Genomic DNA, 16,268 nt, shown 5'->3' on the forward strand with positions numbered 1-16,268 from the left:
CTGGTGGAGGTAAGCGGGATCGAACCGCTGACCTCTTGCATGCCATGCAAGCGCTCTCCCAGCTGAGCTATACCCCCGTTGCGAAGAAGCGAGATTATGCAATACCTCTTTTCAAAAGACAACAGCTTTTTGAAAAATAATTTCTTTTTTTCAAAGATATGCCGCCAAACGTGCCTCTACAGCCTCACGGCCAAACAATTGCAGCACGGCGTCAATGGCCGGCGTCTGCAATTGCCCCGCCACGATCAGGCGCAACGGCATCGCCAGCTGTGGCATCTTGATGCCGTGCGCAGCCAGCACTTCCTTGATCATCGGCGCAATCGCTTCCTTGCTCCACTCCACCGTCGCCACGCGCCGGGCAAAGTCAGCCAGCGCCGGCTTGATCGCCTCGGTAATGTGCTGGGCCACCAGGGCCGCATCCGGGGCCGGCTGGCGATAGAACATCAGCGCCGCAGCCGCAATCTCGTTGACGGTATTGGCACGATCCTTCAGCAGAGCAATCACGGCCGCCAGATCAGGCGCGCCCTCGAACACCGCACCCTGTGCCTGCAGCAGCGAGCGAACCAGATCAGCCAGGCGGGCGTTGTCAGCCAGCTTGATGTAGTGGTTGTTGAGCCAGTTCAGCTTTTCCGGATTGAATTGCGCCGGCGCCTTGGTCAGGTGATCCAGGTCGAACCATTCGCAGAACTGCTGCATCGAGAAAATCTCGTCGTCACCATGGCTCCAGCCCAGGCGCGCCAGATAGTTCAGCATGGCCTCAGGCAGATAGCCCTGGGCCGGGTAATCCATCACGCTCACCGCACCGTGGCGCTTGGACAGCTTCTCGCCATCCGCACCCAGGATCATCGGCACGTGGCCATACTCGGGCAGCGTGCCGCCGAGGGCCTTCAGGATATTGATCTGGCGCGGCGTATTGTTCACATGGTCGTCGCCACGGATGACGTGGGTGATCTTCATGTCCCAGTCATCCACCACAACACAGAAGTTGTAGGTCGGCGTGCCGTCCGGACGGGCGATCACCAAGTCGTCCAGCTCACGGTTGGAGATGGTGATGGGGCCCTTGACCACGTCATTCCAGCTCACCTCGCCGTCTTGCGGATTCTTGAATCGCACCACCGGCTTGCGCCCTTCCGGGATGGCCGGCAAGGTCTTGCCCGGTTCCGGACGCCAGGTGCCGTCGTAGCGCGGCTTCTCGCCGGCCGCACGCTGGCGCTCGCGCATGGCTTCCACTTCTTCCGGGGTGCAGTAGCAATAGTAGGCCGTGCCCTGCTCCAGCATCTGGCCGATCACTTCGCGATAGCGATCCATGCGCTTCATCTGGTAGAACGGACCTTCGTCATGCTCCAGCCCCAGCCACTGCATGCCCTCGATGATGGCCTGCACCGCTTCCGGGGTGGAACGCTCGACGTCGGTATCTTCGATGCGCAACACGAAAGTGCCGCCGAAGCGACGGGCATAGGCCCAGGAGAACAGCGCCGTGCGGGCGCCGCCCAGGTGCAGGTAGCCGGTGGGGCTGGGAGCGAAACGGGTACGAACTTGAGTGGCAGTCATGATAGCGAGTAAAAATCAGGCCGGTCCTGGAATGCCAGGGCCGGCCATCGGTCAAGCAAAGAAATTCGGAAAGGCGTCATTTTAATGCCTTTGCAGGGCGGCACGCCATGCCGGCGGGCCGCTCCGGGGCAGACATCAGTCGTTCTGCACCACGATGCTGGGGAACTTGCTGGTCATGTCGCGCGCCTTCTCGGCCACCTTCACGGCCACCTTGCGGGCGATGGCCTTGTAGATCTCGGCCACCTTGCCATCCGGATCGGCCACCACGGTAGGCTTGCCGGAATCGGTCTGCTGGCGGATCTCCATGGTCAGCGGCAAGGCCCCCAGGAAGTCCACGCCGAAGTCCGCACACATCTTCTCCCCACCGCCCACGCCAAAGATGGGCTCGGCATGGCCGCAGTTGGAACAGACGTGCATGCTCATGTTTTCCACGATGCCCAGGATGGGAATGCCGACCTTCTCGAACATGCGCAAACCCTTGCGCGCATCCAGCAGGGCGATGTCCTGCGGGGTGGTGACGATGACCGCACCGGTGACCGGCACCTTCTGCGACAAGGTCAGCTGCACATCGCCAGTGCCCGGCGGCATGTCGACGATCAGGTAATCCAGGTCGCGCCAGTTGGTCTGGTCCAGCAATTGCTGCAGGGCTTGCGTGACGATGGGGCCGCGCCAGACCATGGGCTCGTCCGGATCGATCATGAAACCGATGGACGAGACCTGCAGGCCGTGGTTTTCCAGCGGCTCCATGGTCTTGCCATCCTTGGTCTCGGGCTGGCCGGAGATGCCCATCATCATGGGCTGCGAAGGACCGTAGATATCGGCATCCAGGATGCCCACACGCGCGCCCTCGGCCGACAGCGCCAGCGCCAGGTTGACCGCCGTGGTGGATTTGCCTACCCCGCCCTTGCCCGACGCCACGGCGATGATGTTCTTGACGTTGCTCTTGAGCTTGATGCCGCGCTGCACCGCGTGCGCCACGATCTTGAAGTAGACGTTGGCCTCGACTGCGGTCACGCCCGGCAGCTTGCCCAGCGCCTCTTCAACCAGCTGGCGAATAGGCGCAATCTGGCTGGCCGCCGGATAGCCCAGCTCCACATCCAGCAGCACGCGGCCAGCCTCGACGCGGATGTTGCGGGCTTCCTTGCCACGGATCATGTCCTTGCCGGTATTGGGGTCGATCACCTGCAACAGGGCCGCCTTGATCTCTTCCACGGTAATGCTCATTGGTTCTCCTTGCTCAGAACCCGCAAGTCTAAACCAATCGCGCCAGGGCCGCCCTGTGCGGCAATCAAACCACCCTTGCACAAAGCTTCACTTTGATTGCAATGGAGCAACTACTGCGCCCAAGGCCCTCTGACTGATAGAATGCCCCTCTTTCATGGCAGTTTTCTTGCAGCTTTCTTGCTTTTTCGGCGCGCACGCGCCTTAACCTACTTGCATCGTCCGTATCGCCAATGAGCACTTCCGCACCTCGCCAACTCTTCGTCACGACCGCACTCCCCTACGCCAACGGCGCTTTCCACATCGGCCACATCATGGAATACATCCAGGCCGATATCTGGGTCCGGTTCCAGCGAATGCAGGGCAATGAGGTGCACTTCGTCGGTGCCGACGACGCCCACGGCGCGCCCATCATGATCGCCGCCGAAAAGGCCAACATCACGCCGCAGCAGTTCGTGGCCAACATTGCCGCCGGCCGCAAGCAGTACCTGGATGGCTTCCATATCGCCTTCGACAACTGGAGCTCCACCGACAGCCCGGAGAACCACGCACTGTCGCAGGAAATCTACCGCGCGCTGCGCGACGAGGCCAAGCTGATCTCCACCAAGACCATCGACCAGTTCTACGATCCGGTGAAGAACATGTTCCTGCCGGACCGCTACATCAAGGGCGAATGCCCCAAGTGCGGCACCAAGGACCAGTATGGCGACTCCTGCGAGAACTGCAGCGCGGTCTATTCCCCGACCGACCTGAAGAATCCTTACTCGACCCTCTCGGGCGCCACGCCCGTGATGAAGTCGTCTGAACATTTCTTCTTCAAGCTCTCGGATCCGAAGTGCGTGGCCTTCCTGCGCGAATGGGCACTGGACAGCAACCGCCTGCAACCGGAAGTGGCCAACAAGGCCCGCGAGTGGCTGGATGGCGAAGACGGCCTGGGCGACTGGGACATCAGCCGCGACGCGCCCTACTTCGGCATCGAGATCCCGGACGCACCGGGCAAGTACTTCTATGTCTGGCTGGACGCGCCCATCGGCTACCTGGCCTCGCTGAAGAATTACTTCGTCAAGACCGACCGCGACTTCGACGCCTTCATGGCCGATGACAAGACCGAGCAGTATCACTTCATCGGCAAGGACATCACCTACTTCCACACCCTGTTCTGGCCCGCCATGCTGAAGTTCGCCGGCCGCAAGACGCCGACCAACGTGTTCGCGCACGGCTTCATTACGGTCAGCGGCGAGAAGATGTCCAAGTCGCGCGGCACCGGCATCTCGCCGCTGCGCTACCTGGATATCGGCATGAACCCGGAATGGCTGCGCTACTACATCGCCGCCAAGTTGAATGCCAAGGTGGAAGACGTGGACTTCAACCCGGACGACTTCGTCGCCCGCGTCAACGCCGACCTGATCGGCAAGTACGTCAACATCGCCAGCCGCGCTGCCGGTTTCATCGCCAAGCGCTTCGAAGGCCGTGTTTCCACCCAGTGGGCCATCGCTGGCGATGCCTTCCTGGCCAAGCTGCGCGGCGTGGCTGAAGAGATCCGCAGCCTCTACGAGCAGCGCGAATACGGCAAGGCCCTGCGCCTGGTGATGGAGCAAGCCGACGCCATCAACGCCTACGTGGACGCCAACAAGCCCTGGGAACTGGCCAAGGACAGCAGCAAGGATGCGCAACTGCACGAAGTCTGCAGTCGCCTGCTGGAAGCCTTCCGCATCCTGACCGTCTACCTCAAGCCGGTGCTGCCGCAACTGGCCGCCCAGGTGGAAGCCTTCCTGCAGGTCCAGCCCTTCCAGTGGAGCGATGTGGCCGTGCCGCTGGCCGATGGCCACGTCATCAATGCCTATTCGCACCTGATGCAGCGCGTCGATCCCAAGATGTTGGATGCTTTGTTCGAAGCGCCGGAAGCGCCTGCAGCCGCACCCGCAGCGGCAGAAAGCGCCATCGAAGAGCTGGCGCCGGAAATCTCCATCGATGACTTCGCCAAGGTCGACCTGCGCATCGCCAAGATCGTCAACTGCGAAGCGGTGGAAGGCTCCACCAAGCTGCTGCGCCTGACCCTGGATGCCGGTGAAGGCCGCACCCGCAATGTCTTCTCGGGCATCGCCTCGGCCTACAAGCCGGAAGAACTGGTCGGCAAGCTGACCGTGATGGTGGCCAACCTGGCGCCGCGCAAGATGAAGTTCGGTGTCTCCGAGGGCATGGTGCTGGCCGCCTCCGCCAAGGACGAGAAAGCCAATCCGGGCATCTATGTGCTCACCCCCTGGCCGGGTGCCGAGCCGGGCATGCGCGTGCGCTGAGGCATTCGCCGCCGATTGCCTGTGCAGGAGGAAAGAACGTCATGAACCTGGTGATACGTGAAGCCACCTCGGAAGATGCCAGTCTGATCGCCGAACTGACCCGTCACAGCTGGGCCAACAAGGTTGCGCCCAGTTCTTCGGGCCATCGCGAGGCACCCGACCATGTGCAGGAAGACCTGCAGCATGGCGGTGCCTTCATCCTGCTCAGTGGCGAGACGCCCGCCGGATCGGTGCGCTGGCTGCCTCTGGACACCGAAAGCGATGTCTGGGAAATCCGCCGCATGGGCATCGCCCCGGCGTTCCGGGGTGAACGCCTGTCCCAGCACCTGATGGAAGCCCTGATCCATCGTGCCCAGTCAGCCGATGTGCGCGAATTGCGGCTGGCGGTACGCACCGATCAGGTGCAGCTGGTAGACCTGTATGCCGCCTTCGGCTTCGAGATCGCGCCGGAACTGGAATACACCCGCGCCAATCCGCAGGAAGCCCCGCCCATCGTGATGCGGCGCGTGATGCGGCACTGATGTTTCTCCTCCTGTGATCCCCCTTGAAAGCGACGCCTGATGCGTCGCTTTTCTTTTGCCTCCCCGCCACCTCGGCAAATTGGAACGTTTGTTCATCAAGCGGTAACATTCGCTCGCTACCATCGTGAAAACGTTGTCAGGAGGCCAAGCCCGCCTGGCCTGCCGGGGAGCAGTCCAAGGGCATGCGCCATCAGTTCACATTCACAGGTAAGCACAATAACAATGGCCCAAGGGGATAGACAGGAAACTGTCTACATGGCGGTGCGCGTTGCGCGACTCTACTACTTCCAGAACATGACCACCGCCGCGATTGCCGACGAAATCGGTACTTCGCGCGCGACCGTCTCGCGCCTGCTGTCCTTCGCACTGGAGCGCGGACTGGTGGAAATCCGCGTACACGATCCGCAGCAGGTCTCCGGCAGCCTGGAAGCGGCCATCGCCCATCACTATCGCCTGCGGTCGATCCAGGTAGTGCCCGTGGCGGCGGCAGCCACCGACAAGGAAACCCTGCAGCGGGTCACCTGTCACGCTGCGGCCTATGTCAATTCACTGGTCACGCCGGGCACCGTCATCGGCCTGGCCTGGGGCACGACCGTGGCGCAGATCGCCGACCAGCTGCTGCCGCGTCATGTGCATGACGTGGACGTTGTCGCCTTGAACGGTTCGGGCAGCGGTGCCAGCTTCATCAACAGCTTCAGCGAATCCATCGTCTCGCGCTTTGCCCAGAACTATGGTGCGCGCGCCCATCACCTGCCGGTGCCGGCCTTCTTCGACTATCCCGAAACGCGCACGGCGCTGTGGCGAGAAAAGAGCATCAAGGCCATCCGCGACCTGCAGGAGCGCGCCTCCATCCTGCTGTTCTCCATCGGAGCCGAGGCCACCGGCAGCTATATCCATACCGCTGGCTATCTGGGTGAAGAAGAACGCCAGATCCTGCGCGACGAAGGCCTGGTCGGCGACATCGCAACCGTCTTCTTCCGCGCCGATGGTTCCTGGCGCGATGTGGCCTTCAATGCCCGCAACAGCGGCCCGGACATGGCGTGCTTTGCACGCGCCGCGCATTCGCTGTGCGTGGTCTCCGGCACCGGCAAGCTGCCGGGCCTCAAAGCCGCATTGCGCGGCGGCTTCATCAACGAACTGATCATCGACGAACCGAGCGCGCGCCTGCTGGTGGAGCAGATCCGCAGCGGCGCGGCGGCGTGATCGCATCTCCACGAGGAAACCAGCATGGCAGCCATCTCCTTGCAGGGCGTCTGCAAGCACTGGGGTCAAGCCCAGGCGGTGAGCAACATCGATTTTGAGGTCAAGTCGGGGCAGTTCACCGTCCTGCTGGGGCCCTCCGGCTGCGGCAAGTCGACCACCCTGCGCCTGATCGCAGGACTGGACAAACCCACATCCGGCAGCATCCACATCGGCGGCCGCGATGTCACGCAACTGCCCCCGGCGCAGCGCAAGATTTCCATGGTGTTCCAATCGTATGCGCTGTTCCCGCACCTGAGCGTGCGCGACAACATTCTCTTCGGCGTGCGCGTGCGCAAGGAGCCGCGTGCAGGCCATGCGTCGCGCCTGCAGCGCGTGGCTGACATTCTCGGCCTGTCGCACCTGCTGGAGCGCCGCCCGGCGCAGCTCTCCGGCGGCCAGCAGCAGCGCGTGGCGCTGGGCCGCGCCATCATTGCCGATGCACCGGTGTGCCTGATGGATGAGCCGCTCTCCAACCTCGATGCGCAGCTGCGCCAGGAAATGCGCCGCGAGATCCGCGCCCTGCAGCAGCAGCTGAACATGACCATGGTCTACGTCACCCATGACCAGACCGAAGCCATGAGCATGGCCGACCAGGTGATCCTGCTGCGTGAAGGCCGCATCGAACAGGACGCAGCGCCCGCCGATCTCTACGCCCAGCCGGCCACGGCCTTTGCCGCCCGCTTCATCGGCACGCCGCCGATGAACCTGCTGCCCCTGCAAGCGCATGCGCAAGGCCTGGCCATCGCCGGTAGCAACGTGGTGTTGCATCAGCTCGGCCAGCCCCCCCTGCAACTCGGGCTGCGCCCTGAACACATCCGCCTGGCCGCTGCCAGCGAGGCCACCGCGCCCGCCTTGGTGGAGACGGTCGAATACTTCGGTGCCGACACCATCATCGGCGCGCGCATCGGCAGCGCCTCGCTGTTGGTGCGCGCGCCCGGACAACATCGCTTCAACGCGGGCGAAACGGTCCACCTGGCCTGGAACGACCGCGACCAGTATTTCTTCGACCAGGAGAGCGGCCTGCGCCGGTCCTGATCCGTAAAACGATTTCCGCAGCAAGCCAACCCATCCACCTCATGGAGATGCATCATGCGTAGAACCTTCCTCAAGTCCCTGGCCGCCCTGGCTGTCTCAGCCGCTTTCTGTGCGCCGGTGCTGGCCGCCAATCCGGTCGAGATCAGCTTCTATTACCCGGTCGCCGTGGGCGGCGCGGTCACCAAGACCATCGACAGCATGGTGGCCGATTTCGAGAAGGCCAATCCCGACATCAAGGTCAAGGCCATCTATGCCGGCACCTACCAGGAAAGCATCGTCAAGGCACTGACCGCCTTCAAGGGGGGCACCCCGCCGACCCTGGCCGTGCTGCTCTCGACCGATCTCTTCACCCTGATCGACGAGAACGCCATCGTCCCCATCGACAGCCTGGCCAGCAGCGCCGAAGACAAGAAGTGGATCGACGGCTTCTACAAGGGCTTCATGGAAAACAGCCAGACCGAAGGCAAGACCTGGGGCATTCCCTTCCAGCGCTCGACCATCGTGATGTACTACAACAAGAACCTGTTCAAGGAAGCCGGCCTGAACCCCGACAAGGCCCCGGCCAACTGGAACGAGATGGTGGAAGCCGCCAAGAAGCTGACCAAGCGCGATGCCGCCGGCAACGTCAGCCAGTGGGGTGTGAAGATTCCTTCCACCGGCTTCGGCTACTGGATGTTCCAGGCCATGACCGCTTCCAATGACACGATCCTCATGAACAGCGCCGGCACCAAGACCTACTTCGACAAGCCGGGCGCCGTGCAGGCCCTGCAGCACTGGGTCGACCTGACCACAAAAGACAAGGTGATGCCGGCCGGTTCCATCGAATGGGGCACCACGCCCAAGGACTTCCTGGAGCAGAAGGCTGCCATGGTCTGGACCACCACCGGCAACCTGACCAACATCCGCACCAACGCCAGCTTCCCCTTCGGCGTGGCCATGCTGCCCGGCATCAAGCATCCGGGCAGCCCCACCGGCGGCGGCAACTTCTACGTCTTCAACAAGACTTCGCCGGCCGAGCAGCAGGCCGCCATGAAGTTCATCCGCTTCGCCACCGAGCCGGCACGCGCGGCACAGTGGTCCATTGCCACCGGCTATGTGGCCCCGCGCCAGGATGCCTGGGATACCCCGGAAATGAAGAAATATTTGCAGGACGTCCCGGCCGCCGACGTGGCGCGCGAGCAGATGAAGTATGGCGTGGCTGAACTGTCTACCCACGACAACCAGCGTGTGACCAAGGCCTTGAACGACAACCTGCAGGCGGCGCTGTCCGGCACCAAGACCCCGGAGGCTGCCCTGAAGGATGCCCAGCGCGAAGCCGAGCGCATCCTGCGCGCCTACGGCCGCTAAGCGCTGTCCGTTGCACAAGACCTGCCGATGAAACGCCTGCCCTCCTCCGTGCTGCCCTGGCTGCTGCTGTCACCGGCCATGGTGCTGCTGATCGCCTTCACGCACTATCCGGCGCTGGCCACGCTCTGGCACAGCTTCTTTTCCACGCCCAAGGCAGGCCGCCCGCCGGTCTTCGTCGGGCTGGAGAATTACCGACTGATGGCGGAGGATCCGGTGTTCTGGCAGGCCCTGTGCAACAACCTCTGGTTCGCCCTCGGCACCATTCCGCTGGCCATCGCCCTGGCCATCCTGATGGCGCTGTGGGTCAACGAGAAACTGGCCGGGCGCGGCATACTGCGCCTGGCCTATTTCACCCCGACGGTGCTGCCGATGATCGCGGTGGCCAATATCTGGCTGTTCTTCTATACGCCGCAATATGGCTTGCTGGAGCAGATCACCGGCGCGCTGGGCCTGCCCTCGCACAACTGGCTGGGCAATCCGCAGACCGTGCTGGGTGCGCTGATGGTGGTGGCAGTGTGGAAGGAGGCGGGATTCTTCATGATCTTCTACCTGGCCGCCCTGCAGCAGATTTCGCCGGTGCTGGCCGAAGCCGCCGCACTCGAAGGGGCGTCGCGCTGGCAATACTTCTGGCGCGTGCAGTTCCCGCTGCTCATGCCCACCACACTCTTCGTGCTGATCAATGCGCTCATCAACGCTTTCCGCCTGGTGGATCACATCGTGGTGATGACCAAGGGCGGACCGGACAACGCCAGCTCCCTGCTGCTGTACTACATCTATGAAGTTGGCTTCGCCTTCTGGGATTCTTCCTACGCTGCAGCCCTGACGGTAGTGCTGCTGGCCCTGCTGGGACTGATTGCGCTGGTGAAGTTTCGTGTACTTGACCGCAGGACCCACTATCAATGATCGCGCCTACCTCACCCTTCGCTGAGCGCCATCGTGCGCTGGAAACCGTCGCTGCCTGGGTGCTGGCGCTGCTGTGGCTACTGCCGCTGCTGTACGCGCTGTGGACGGCCTTCCATCCGGCCGCCTACGCCACCCGCTTCGTGCCGGATGCGCCGCTGACGCTGCAGAATTTTGCCAACGCCTGGCATGCCGCGCCGTTTCCGCGCTATTTCCTCAACACCTTCCTGCTGGTGACGATGATCCTGGCGGCGCAGCTGGTGCTGGCCACCCTGGCCGCGTATGCGTTTGCCCGCTTCACTTTTCGGGGCAGCAATGTGATGTTCATGCTGGTACTGGTGCAACTGATGGTGATGCCCGACATCCTGATCGTGGAGAACTACCAGACCATGAACCTGCTGGGTCTGCGCGACACCATCCTCTCGATTGGCCTGCCCTACTTTGCCTCGGCGTTCGGCATCTTCCTGCTGCGCCAGACCTTCAAGACGGTGCCGCGCGAGCTGGATGAAGCCGCAACCGTGGAAGGCGCCTCGGCCTGGCAGATCCTGATGCAGGTCTATGTGCCGCTGGCCAAGCCGATCTATATCGCCTTCGGGCTGGTCTCGGTCAGTACCCACTGGAACAACTTCCTGTGGCCGCTGATCGTGACCAATTCGGTGGAATCGCGCCCGCTGACGGTGGGGCTGCAGGTATTCTCCTCCACCGACCAGGGGGTAGACTGGTCCATCATCACGGCGGCCACGCTGATGACTTCTGCGCCTTTGCTGCTGGCGTTCCTGCTGTTCCAGCGGCAATTCGTGCAGTCGTTCATGCGGGCGGGAATACGCTGAACCCGCAGCGGTTCAGTGGCCAGAGATTTCCGAAATCGAGGTGCGCACGACCTGCTTGGTGGTGATGTCGAAATGCACGTTGAAAAGCCGGTCCTCGTGCACGTAGCGATACTTCCAGTCCCACACTTCCTCATTCTTGCGGGCGAACTGCACCACGCTGCGCGGCCGGCCGAATTCGCGCCGGATCTGCTCGGTGCTCATGCCGGGACGAATGGTGTCGAAATGATCCTGCGTCAGCACCTGCGTGTAGTCGATCAGCGTACCGGAGGCCCCGATACGGAACATCCAGGTCCGGATGCCTTCTGGTCCCTTGGGGTATTCCAGGGTCCTGGCCCCGCCCCCGTCTTCCCAGACGGTATCGGGCTGGCCCATTACGCCGCGCACGTCGGCTTCGCTGGAAACACCCTTTTGCAGCTTGTCCAAACCGAACTCCTCGATGGGATTGCCATTGCGGTCGCAGCCAAACATGGCCAGAGCGACAAGCAAAGCGCCGAAATGACCGGCGTGGCGACGCAGGCGGGTGAAGATGGGTTCACGCATAGGTAATTGATTATCCCTGATGAAGACAAGGTAAAATACGGCTTCTGTGTAACATTTGGCCTGAAAATATCATGCTCTTCGGAAAAAAGACCACCTACGTATCTGAAATCACCCAGTTCATCGACGAACTGAAGACGAAGAACCCGAAGCTGGAAGAGTCCCAACGCGCCGGCCGCGCCCTGCTGTGGGACAAGGAACCGCTGGACCTGGACAAGTCCGCCCGTGACAAGGCTTCGCGCGTGGCCCAGCAGCCCTACGTCTACCAGAGCCACTAAGCTGTTCGCATGACGGTTCAAGCAGGTGGCACCGATCCCGCCGGCCAGCCCGGCGCGGAACCCAGCGCCGACGCCATCGACATCACCCCCGCAGGCCAGCAGGACACCACGCCCGACGTGATCGACGGCGTGGCATTGGCACGCCTGTACGGAGAACCGCTGTTCCAGCTGCCCAATGACCTCTACATCCCGCCGGATGCGCTGGAAGTCTTCCTGGAAGCCTTCCAGGGTCCGCTGGACCTGCTGCTGTACCTGATTCGCAAGCAGAACTTCAACATCCTCGACATTCCGCTGGCGCAAGTCACCGCGCAATACCTGGAATACGTCGAGCAGATCCGCAAGCAGAACCTGGAACTGGCCGCCGAGTACCTGCTGATGGCCGCCATGCTCATCGAGATCAAGTCGCGCATGCTGCTGCCGGCCAAGAAGGCCGAGCCCGGCGAGGAGCCGGAAGATCCGCGCGCCGAGCTGGTGCGCCGCCTGCTGGAATATGAACAGATCAAGCTGGCCGCCCAGGAGCTGGACCAGCTGCCGCAAGTCGGCCGCGACTACGTGCGCACCCAGGTCCACATCGAGCAGACCGTGGTCACGCGCTGGCCCGAGGTTGACATCGACGACCTCAAGGCGGTCTGGGCTGATATCCTCAAACGCGCCAAGCTGACCCAGCATCACCACATCAGCCGCGAAGAACTGTCGGTGCGCGAGCACATGACGGGCATCTTGCGGCGTTTGCAGTCGGCGCGTTTCGTCGAGTTCTCGGACCTCTTCGATCCCTCGCGCGGGGTGCCGGTGGTGGTGGTCAACTTCATCGCCCTGCTCGAACTGGCCAAGGAAACGCTCATCGAAATCACCCAGGCCGAAGCCTTCGCGCCCATCTATGTCAGACTGTCGTACTCGCCCAGCTGAGCGGGCGCAGCCGACCGGCAACCGGGGCCGGGCTGCGCAGGCTTGAGCGACAAGCCACGCGACAGTCCGCCCGCAACCAGAGAATCCGCATGAAAATCATTTCCTCCATCGAAGAACTCCGCGACCACCTGCGCGGCCAGTTGCGCACCGCCTTCGTGGCGACCATGGGCAACCTGCACGAAGGCCATCTGTCCCTGATGCGCCTGGCGCGCACCCACGGCGACCCGGTGGTGGCCTCGATCTTCGTGAACCGCCTGCAGTTCGGCCCCAACGAGGACTTCGACAAGTATCCCCGCACCTTCCAGGCCGACGTCGAGAAGCTCGAAAAGGAAGGCGTCTACGTCCTCTTCGCCCCCACCGAAAAGGATATGTACCCGGAACCGCAGGAATACCGCGTGCAGCCGCCCAATGACCTGGGCAACATCCTGGAAGGTGAATTCCGTCCCGGCTTCTTCACCGGGGTCTCCACCGTGGTGATGAAATTGTTTTCCTGCGTGCAGCCGCGCGTCGCCGTCTTCGGCAAGAAGGATTACCAGCAGTTGATGATCGTGCGCAACATGGCGCGCCAGTTCGCCCTGCCGACCGAAATCGTGGGCGCCGAAACCTACCGCGCCGACGACGGCCTGGCACTGTCCTCGCGCAACGGCTACCTGTCGGCCGAAGAACGCGCCGAAGCGCCGCTGCTCTACCAGGTGCTCAACGACGTCGCCAACGAAGTGCGCGGCGGCCAGCACAACGTCGCCCTGGTCGAGCAACTGGCCATGGAACGCCTGGCCGGCCGTGGCTGGAAGCCGGACTACGTGGCCGTGCGCAAGCGCATCGACTTGCAGCCGCCTTCAGCAGCCGACATGGAACAAGGCGCGCCGCTGGTCGTGCTGTCTGCCGCCAAGCTGGGTGCCACGCGCCTGATCGACAACCTGGAAATCTGATCCATGCGTGCGCTGGCGGCCTGGCTGCTGTCCCTCACCGGATTGCTGGCTGCCGGCGCGGCTCACGCCAGCATCACCGTCCAGGATGACCTGGGCCAGAACGTCACCCTGCTACAGCCGGCGCGCCGCATCGTCAGCCTGGCCCCACATGTTACCGAACTGCTGTACGCGGCCGGCGCCGGCGAGCAGATCGTCGGCGCCAGCAATCACAGCGACTATCCCCCGCAAGCTGCCCGCCTGCCCAACCTGGGCGGCTACAACGCGCTCGACCTGGAGCGCATCGCCAGCCTCAAACCCGATCTGGTCGTGGCCTGGCACAGCGGCAACAAACCCCTGCAACTGGCGCGCCTGCGCAGCCTGGGCATTCCCGTCTTCGAGAGCCAGCCGGCCGATTTCGGCATGATCGCTACTTCGCTGGAACGACTGGGCCAGTTGGCCGGTACCGAGGCCACCGCCCAAGCGGCGGCGACTGCCTTCCGTGCGCGTTGGCAGCAGCTGGAAGCGCAATATCGCGGCCGTACGCCGGTGAGCGTGTTCTATCAGATCTGGAGCCAGCCTCTGATGACGCTCAACGGCCAGCACATGGTGTCGTCCGTGCTGCGCCTGTGCGGCGGACGCAATATCTTCGCCGACCTGCCGCAACTGGCGCCTACGGTCAGTGTGGAGTCGGTACTGGCAGCAGATCCTCAAGTGATTCTCACGGCAGGCGATGCGCGCGACCAGCCGCTGGAGCGCTGGAAGGCCTTTCCCCGCCTGCGAGCCGTGCGCGACGGGCAGCTCCATACCGTCAATGCGGATTGGCTGAACCGCGCCGGGCCACGGGTGCTGGAGGCGGCGCAGGAAGTGTGCGGGAAGCTGGATCAGGCACGGCAAGCAACAAGCGCTCAATAAAAAAATCCCTCACGAAGAGGGATGTGCAGCGTCAGAATGAAGCACTCAGAAGCGATATTTCAGGCCCAGGCTGAACAGATTGACGTGAGCATGGGAATTGCCGCCCAGACTCTGATAGCGGGTATAACCGCCGTTGAGGCTGACACTTTTGGTCACGTCATACTCATAGCCCAGACCCAGCAGATAGCCGGCTCCCGATTCGCTCGAGCGGGTACGGCTGACGGATGACATGTAGCCATCATTGAATTCATATGACCCGTTCTCAGTCAGCGTTGCCAAGGTAAGCCCGCCCTTGAGATACACTCCAGGCAATCCACCGGTGAATTTGTAGGTCGCCAGCAGATCGAAGCCCTTCACACCGCCGCTGGAAAAATCCCGGGAGAATCGGTCGCGATATTCCAGCGTCGCATCCCCGATCCGGAAATAACCGGCCTCCACCGAAAAATTGGGATTGAACTGATATCCGACGCCCAGTCGTACCAGGCCGGCATCATTGTTCTCGCGGACATCACGGTCGCGTTCGATATCGGTATCGTAAGTGGCGGCCCCGCCTTCCAAGCCCACATAGAATCCCCGCTCGGCCTTGACCGCCTGCGCCGATGCAGCGGTAGCCACCAGCAGCATCGTCCCGGACACCAGCAATTTGATTTTGCTCATCATTACCCCGACAAAGTAAGTGCATGTTTGACAGATCCGCAACGGCACCAGACCGGCGCGGAGATTGCCATCCGATCCAGAAAGAGGAACCGGAAAGCCGGCGCGATATTAATGAGCAACAAGGCTGTCATGGCTGTCTGACACCAAAGTTCAACTGCTTTGTCGACGGAGTTCGATGTCACTCCAAAAGCTTTTCGGGAATGGAAGAAAGTTTGGCGCTGCCCTTGATGGGATCATCAGGGAAAGCCTGCTCGACCAGCAGCGAGAAGACAAATCGTCAGTGGATCGCGCGAACGAAAAAAATCCCTCCACCAGGGAGGGATTTCAAGACCCGCAAAACTGCAGGTAAAGCTTAGAACTTGTACTTCACGCCAGCCGAGTACAGATTCATCTTGTTGTCGCTTTCGCCACCCAACTTTTCGAAGCGGGTGTAGCCAACGTTGATGCCAACGTTCTTCGCCACGGCGAACTCATAGCCCAGGCCGTACAGGTAACCGGTACCGGTTTGCGAGAAGGAGCTCGTGCCGGACGGCTGGCTCAGTTCCAGGGAAACCTTGGAACGGGTCGCACCCGCCTTCAGGTACAGGCCTGGCACGAATTCGGTGAACTTGTAGATCACGGACAGATCGGCGCCCTTGACGTCAGCCTTGACGTTGTAACGCACGGTACCGGTGCGGTTGGTACCGTCTTGCTTGAAGTCGTCGGTGGCGAAGTAACCCAGTTCGATCGCGAAGTTCTTGTTGATCTGATAACCAACCAGGGCGCGCAGGGCACCGGTTTCGTTGGTTTCGGAGGTCTTCACGCCGTTGGTCGGGGTAGCGATGCTGCTGATGGTGGCGACGCCGCCTTCCAGGCCGATGTACACGCCGCTGTCAACGGTCTGCGCTGCCACCGAACCGGCGGCCATCATTGCTGCGATTGCTGCAACTGCTGCAACTGCTGCTGCGATATTCTTTTTCATTCCTGATATCCCTAAATAATTGTCAGTACTTCGTCAGGGTTTTCCCCGGCGGCAATTATATCGGGAGGCGAGAATTCGTAAATATTGGTAAAGAGTTTTCTGTTGATTTTTTGAGCTCTTTTGCTGAAAAACAACATATCAGCAGATGAGAATACGAAGCTTCTT

At 62.0% G+C, this 16,268-nt stretch carries 16 protein-coding genes and 1 tRNA gene; 11 read left to right on the top strand and 6 right to left on the bottom strand.

All coding sequences use genetic code 11. The features are described from left to right. Position 1 precedes the first annotated feature (1 nt). The 3 genes from MKD49_RS01135 to apbC form a co-directional block, all read right to left on the bottom strand. Positions 2 to 77 (bottom strand) — tRNA-Ala (locus MKD49_RS01135). Between the two features lie 73 nt (positions 78 to 150). Further along, on the bottom strand, positions 151 to 1,551 hold the full coding sequence (gene gltX / locus MKD49_RS01140) for a glutamate--tRNA ligase (RefSeq protein ID WP_252695208.1): 1,401 nt from the start codon (positions 1,549 to 1,551) through the stop codon (positions 151 to 153). A 135-nt stretch (positions 1,552 to 1,686) separates the two neighbouring features. After that, positions 1,687 to 2,775, bottom strand: coding sequence for an iron-sulfur cluster carrier protein ApbC (gene apbC, locus MKD49_RS01145; protein WP_134136079.1), 1,089 nt, complete (start codon positions 2,773 to 2,775; stop codon positions 1,687 to 1,689). A 230-nt stretch (positions 2,776 to 3,005) separates the two neighbouring features. Between apbC and metG the strand changes: the two genes are divergently transcribed. From metG to MKD49_RS01180, 7 genes are all read left to right on the top strand, one after another. Next, positions 3,006 to 5,069 (top strand): methionine--tRNA ligase, encoded by a 2,064-nt coding sequence (gene metG, locus MKD49_RS01150; protein WP_252695209.1) that lies wholly within the window; start codon positions 3,006 to 3,008, stop codon positions 5,067 to 5,069. A 41-nt stretch (positions 5,070 to 5,110) separates the two neighbouring features. Then, positions 5,111 to 5,590 (top strand): GNAT family N-acetyltransferase, encoded by a 480-nt coding sequence (locus MKD49_RS01155; protein WP_039784909.1) that lies wholly within the window; start codon positions 5,111 to 5,113, stop codon positions 5,588 to 5,590. Between the two features lie 222 nt (positions 5,591 to 5,812). Then, complete coding sequence (locus MKD49_RS01160) at positions 5,813 to 6,793, top strand: sugar-binding transcriptional regulator (protein ID WP_371925418.1); 981 nt, start codon at positions 5,813 to 5,815, stop codon at positions 6,791 to 6,793. A 24-nt stretch (positions 6,794 to 6,817) separates the two neighbouring features. Then, positions 6,818 to 7,867 (top strand): ABC transporter ATP-binding protein, encoded by a 1,050-nt coding sequence (locus MKD49_RS01165; protein WP_252695211.1) that lies wholly within the window; start codon positions 6,818 to 6,820, stop codon positions 7,865 to 7,867. Between the two features lie 54 nt (positions 7,868 to 7,921). Then, positions 7,922 to 9,214, top strand: a complete 1,293-nt coding sequence (locus MKD49_RS01170) for an ABC transporter substrate-binding protein (RefSeq protein ID WP_121042064.1) — start codon at positions 7,922 to 7,924, stop codon at positions 9,212 to 9,214. Between the two features lie 27 nt (positions 9,215 to 9,241). Continuing rightward, a complete protein-coding gene (locus MKD49_RS01175) occupies positions 9,242 to 10,117 on the top strand; it encodes a carbohydrate ABC transporter permease (protein WP_252695212.1) in 876 nt (291 codons plus the stop codon). Further along, positions 10,114 to 10,944: a carbohydrate ABC transporter permease gene (locus MKD49_RS01180; RefSeq protein WP_252695213.1), complete on the top strand. Its 831-nt coding sequence runs from the start codon at positions 10,114 to 10,116 to the stop codon at positions 10,942 to 10,944. The genes MKD49_RS01175 and MKD49_RS01180 overlap by 4 nt, the downstream gene beginning before the upstream one ends. Before the next feature lie 12 nt (positions 10,945 to 10,956). On the opposite strand, the gene MKD49_RS01185 is transcribed toward MKD49_RS01180, so the two are convergent. Further along, a complete protein-coding gene (locus MKD49_RS01185) occupies positions 10,957 to 11,484 on the bottom strand; it encodes a hypothetical protein (RefSeq protein WP_121042070.1) in 528 nt (175 codons plus the stop codon). A 71-nt stretch (positions 11,485 to 11,555) separates the two neighbouring features. Here MKD49_RS01185 and MKD49_RS01190 point away from each other — a divergent pair, with 71 nt between their 5' ends. The 4 genes from MKD49_RS01190 (at position 11,556) to MKD49_RS01205 (ending at position 14,485) form a co-directional block, all read left to right on the top strand. Further along, complete coding sequence (locus MKD49_RS01190) at positions 11,556 to 11,759, top strand: DUF3460 family protein (RefSeq protein WP_034337181.1); 204 nt, start codon at positions 11,556 to 11,558, stop codon at positions 11,757 to 11,759. 9 nt (positions 11,760 to 11,768) lie between these two features. Beyond that, positions 11,769 to 12,665 carry a ScpA family protein gene (locus tag MKD49_RS01195; RefSeq protein WP_039784902.1) on the top strand — a complete coding sequence of 299 codons (897 nt, stop codon included), beginning with the start codon at positions 11,769 to 11,771 and terminating at the stop codon, positions 12,663 to 12,665. An 89-nt stretch (positions 12,666 to 12,754) separates the two neighbouring features. Further along, positions 12,755 to 13,594, top strand: a complete 840-nt coding sequence (panC, locus tag MKD49_RS01200; RefSeq protein WP_134222842.1) for a pantoate--beta-alanine ligase — start codon at positions 12,755 to 12,757, stop codon at positions 13,592 to 13,594. A gap of 3 nt (positions 13,595 to 13,597) precedes the next feature. Continuing rightward, positions 13,598 to 14,485, top strand: coding sequence for a cobalamin-binding protein (locus tag MKD49_RS01205; protein WP_204726689.1), 888 nt, complete (start codon positions 13,598 to 13,600; stop codon positions 14,483 to 14,485). 45 nt (positions 14,486 to 14,530) lie between these two features. Here the strand turns inward: MKD49_RS01205 and MKD49_RS01210 are convergent, their stop codons facing one another. Together MKD49_RS01210 and MKD49_RS01215 are read right to left on the bottom strand one after the other, a co-directional pair. After that, the gene (locus MKD49_RS01210) at positions 14,531 to 15,142 is read right to left on the bottom strand and encodes a porin family protein (protein ID WP_252695214.1); all 612 of its coding nucleotides are present in this window, start codon (positions 15,140 to 15,142) and stop codon (positions 14,531 to 14,533) included. Between the two features lie 352 nt (positions 15,143 to 15,494). Continuing rightward, positions 15,495 to 16,103 (bottom strand): outer membrane protein, encoded by a 609-nt coding sequence (locus tag MKD49_RS01215; protein ID WP_252695215.1) that lies wholly within the window; start codon positions 16,101 to 16,103, stop codon positions 15,495 to 15,497. Positions 16,104 to 16,268: the final 165 nt, after the last annotated feature.

The sequence above is a fragment of the Herbaspirillum sp. WGmk3 genome (genome assembly GCF_023952535.1).
Lineage (GTDB): Bacteria > Pseudomonadota > Gammaproteobacteria > Burkholderiales > Burkholderiaceae_D > Herbaspirillum > Herbaspirillum huttiense.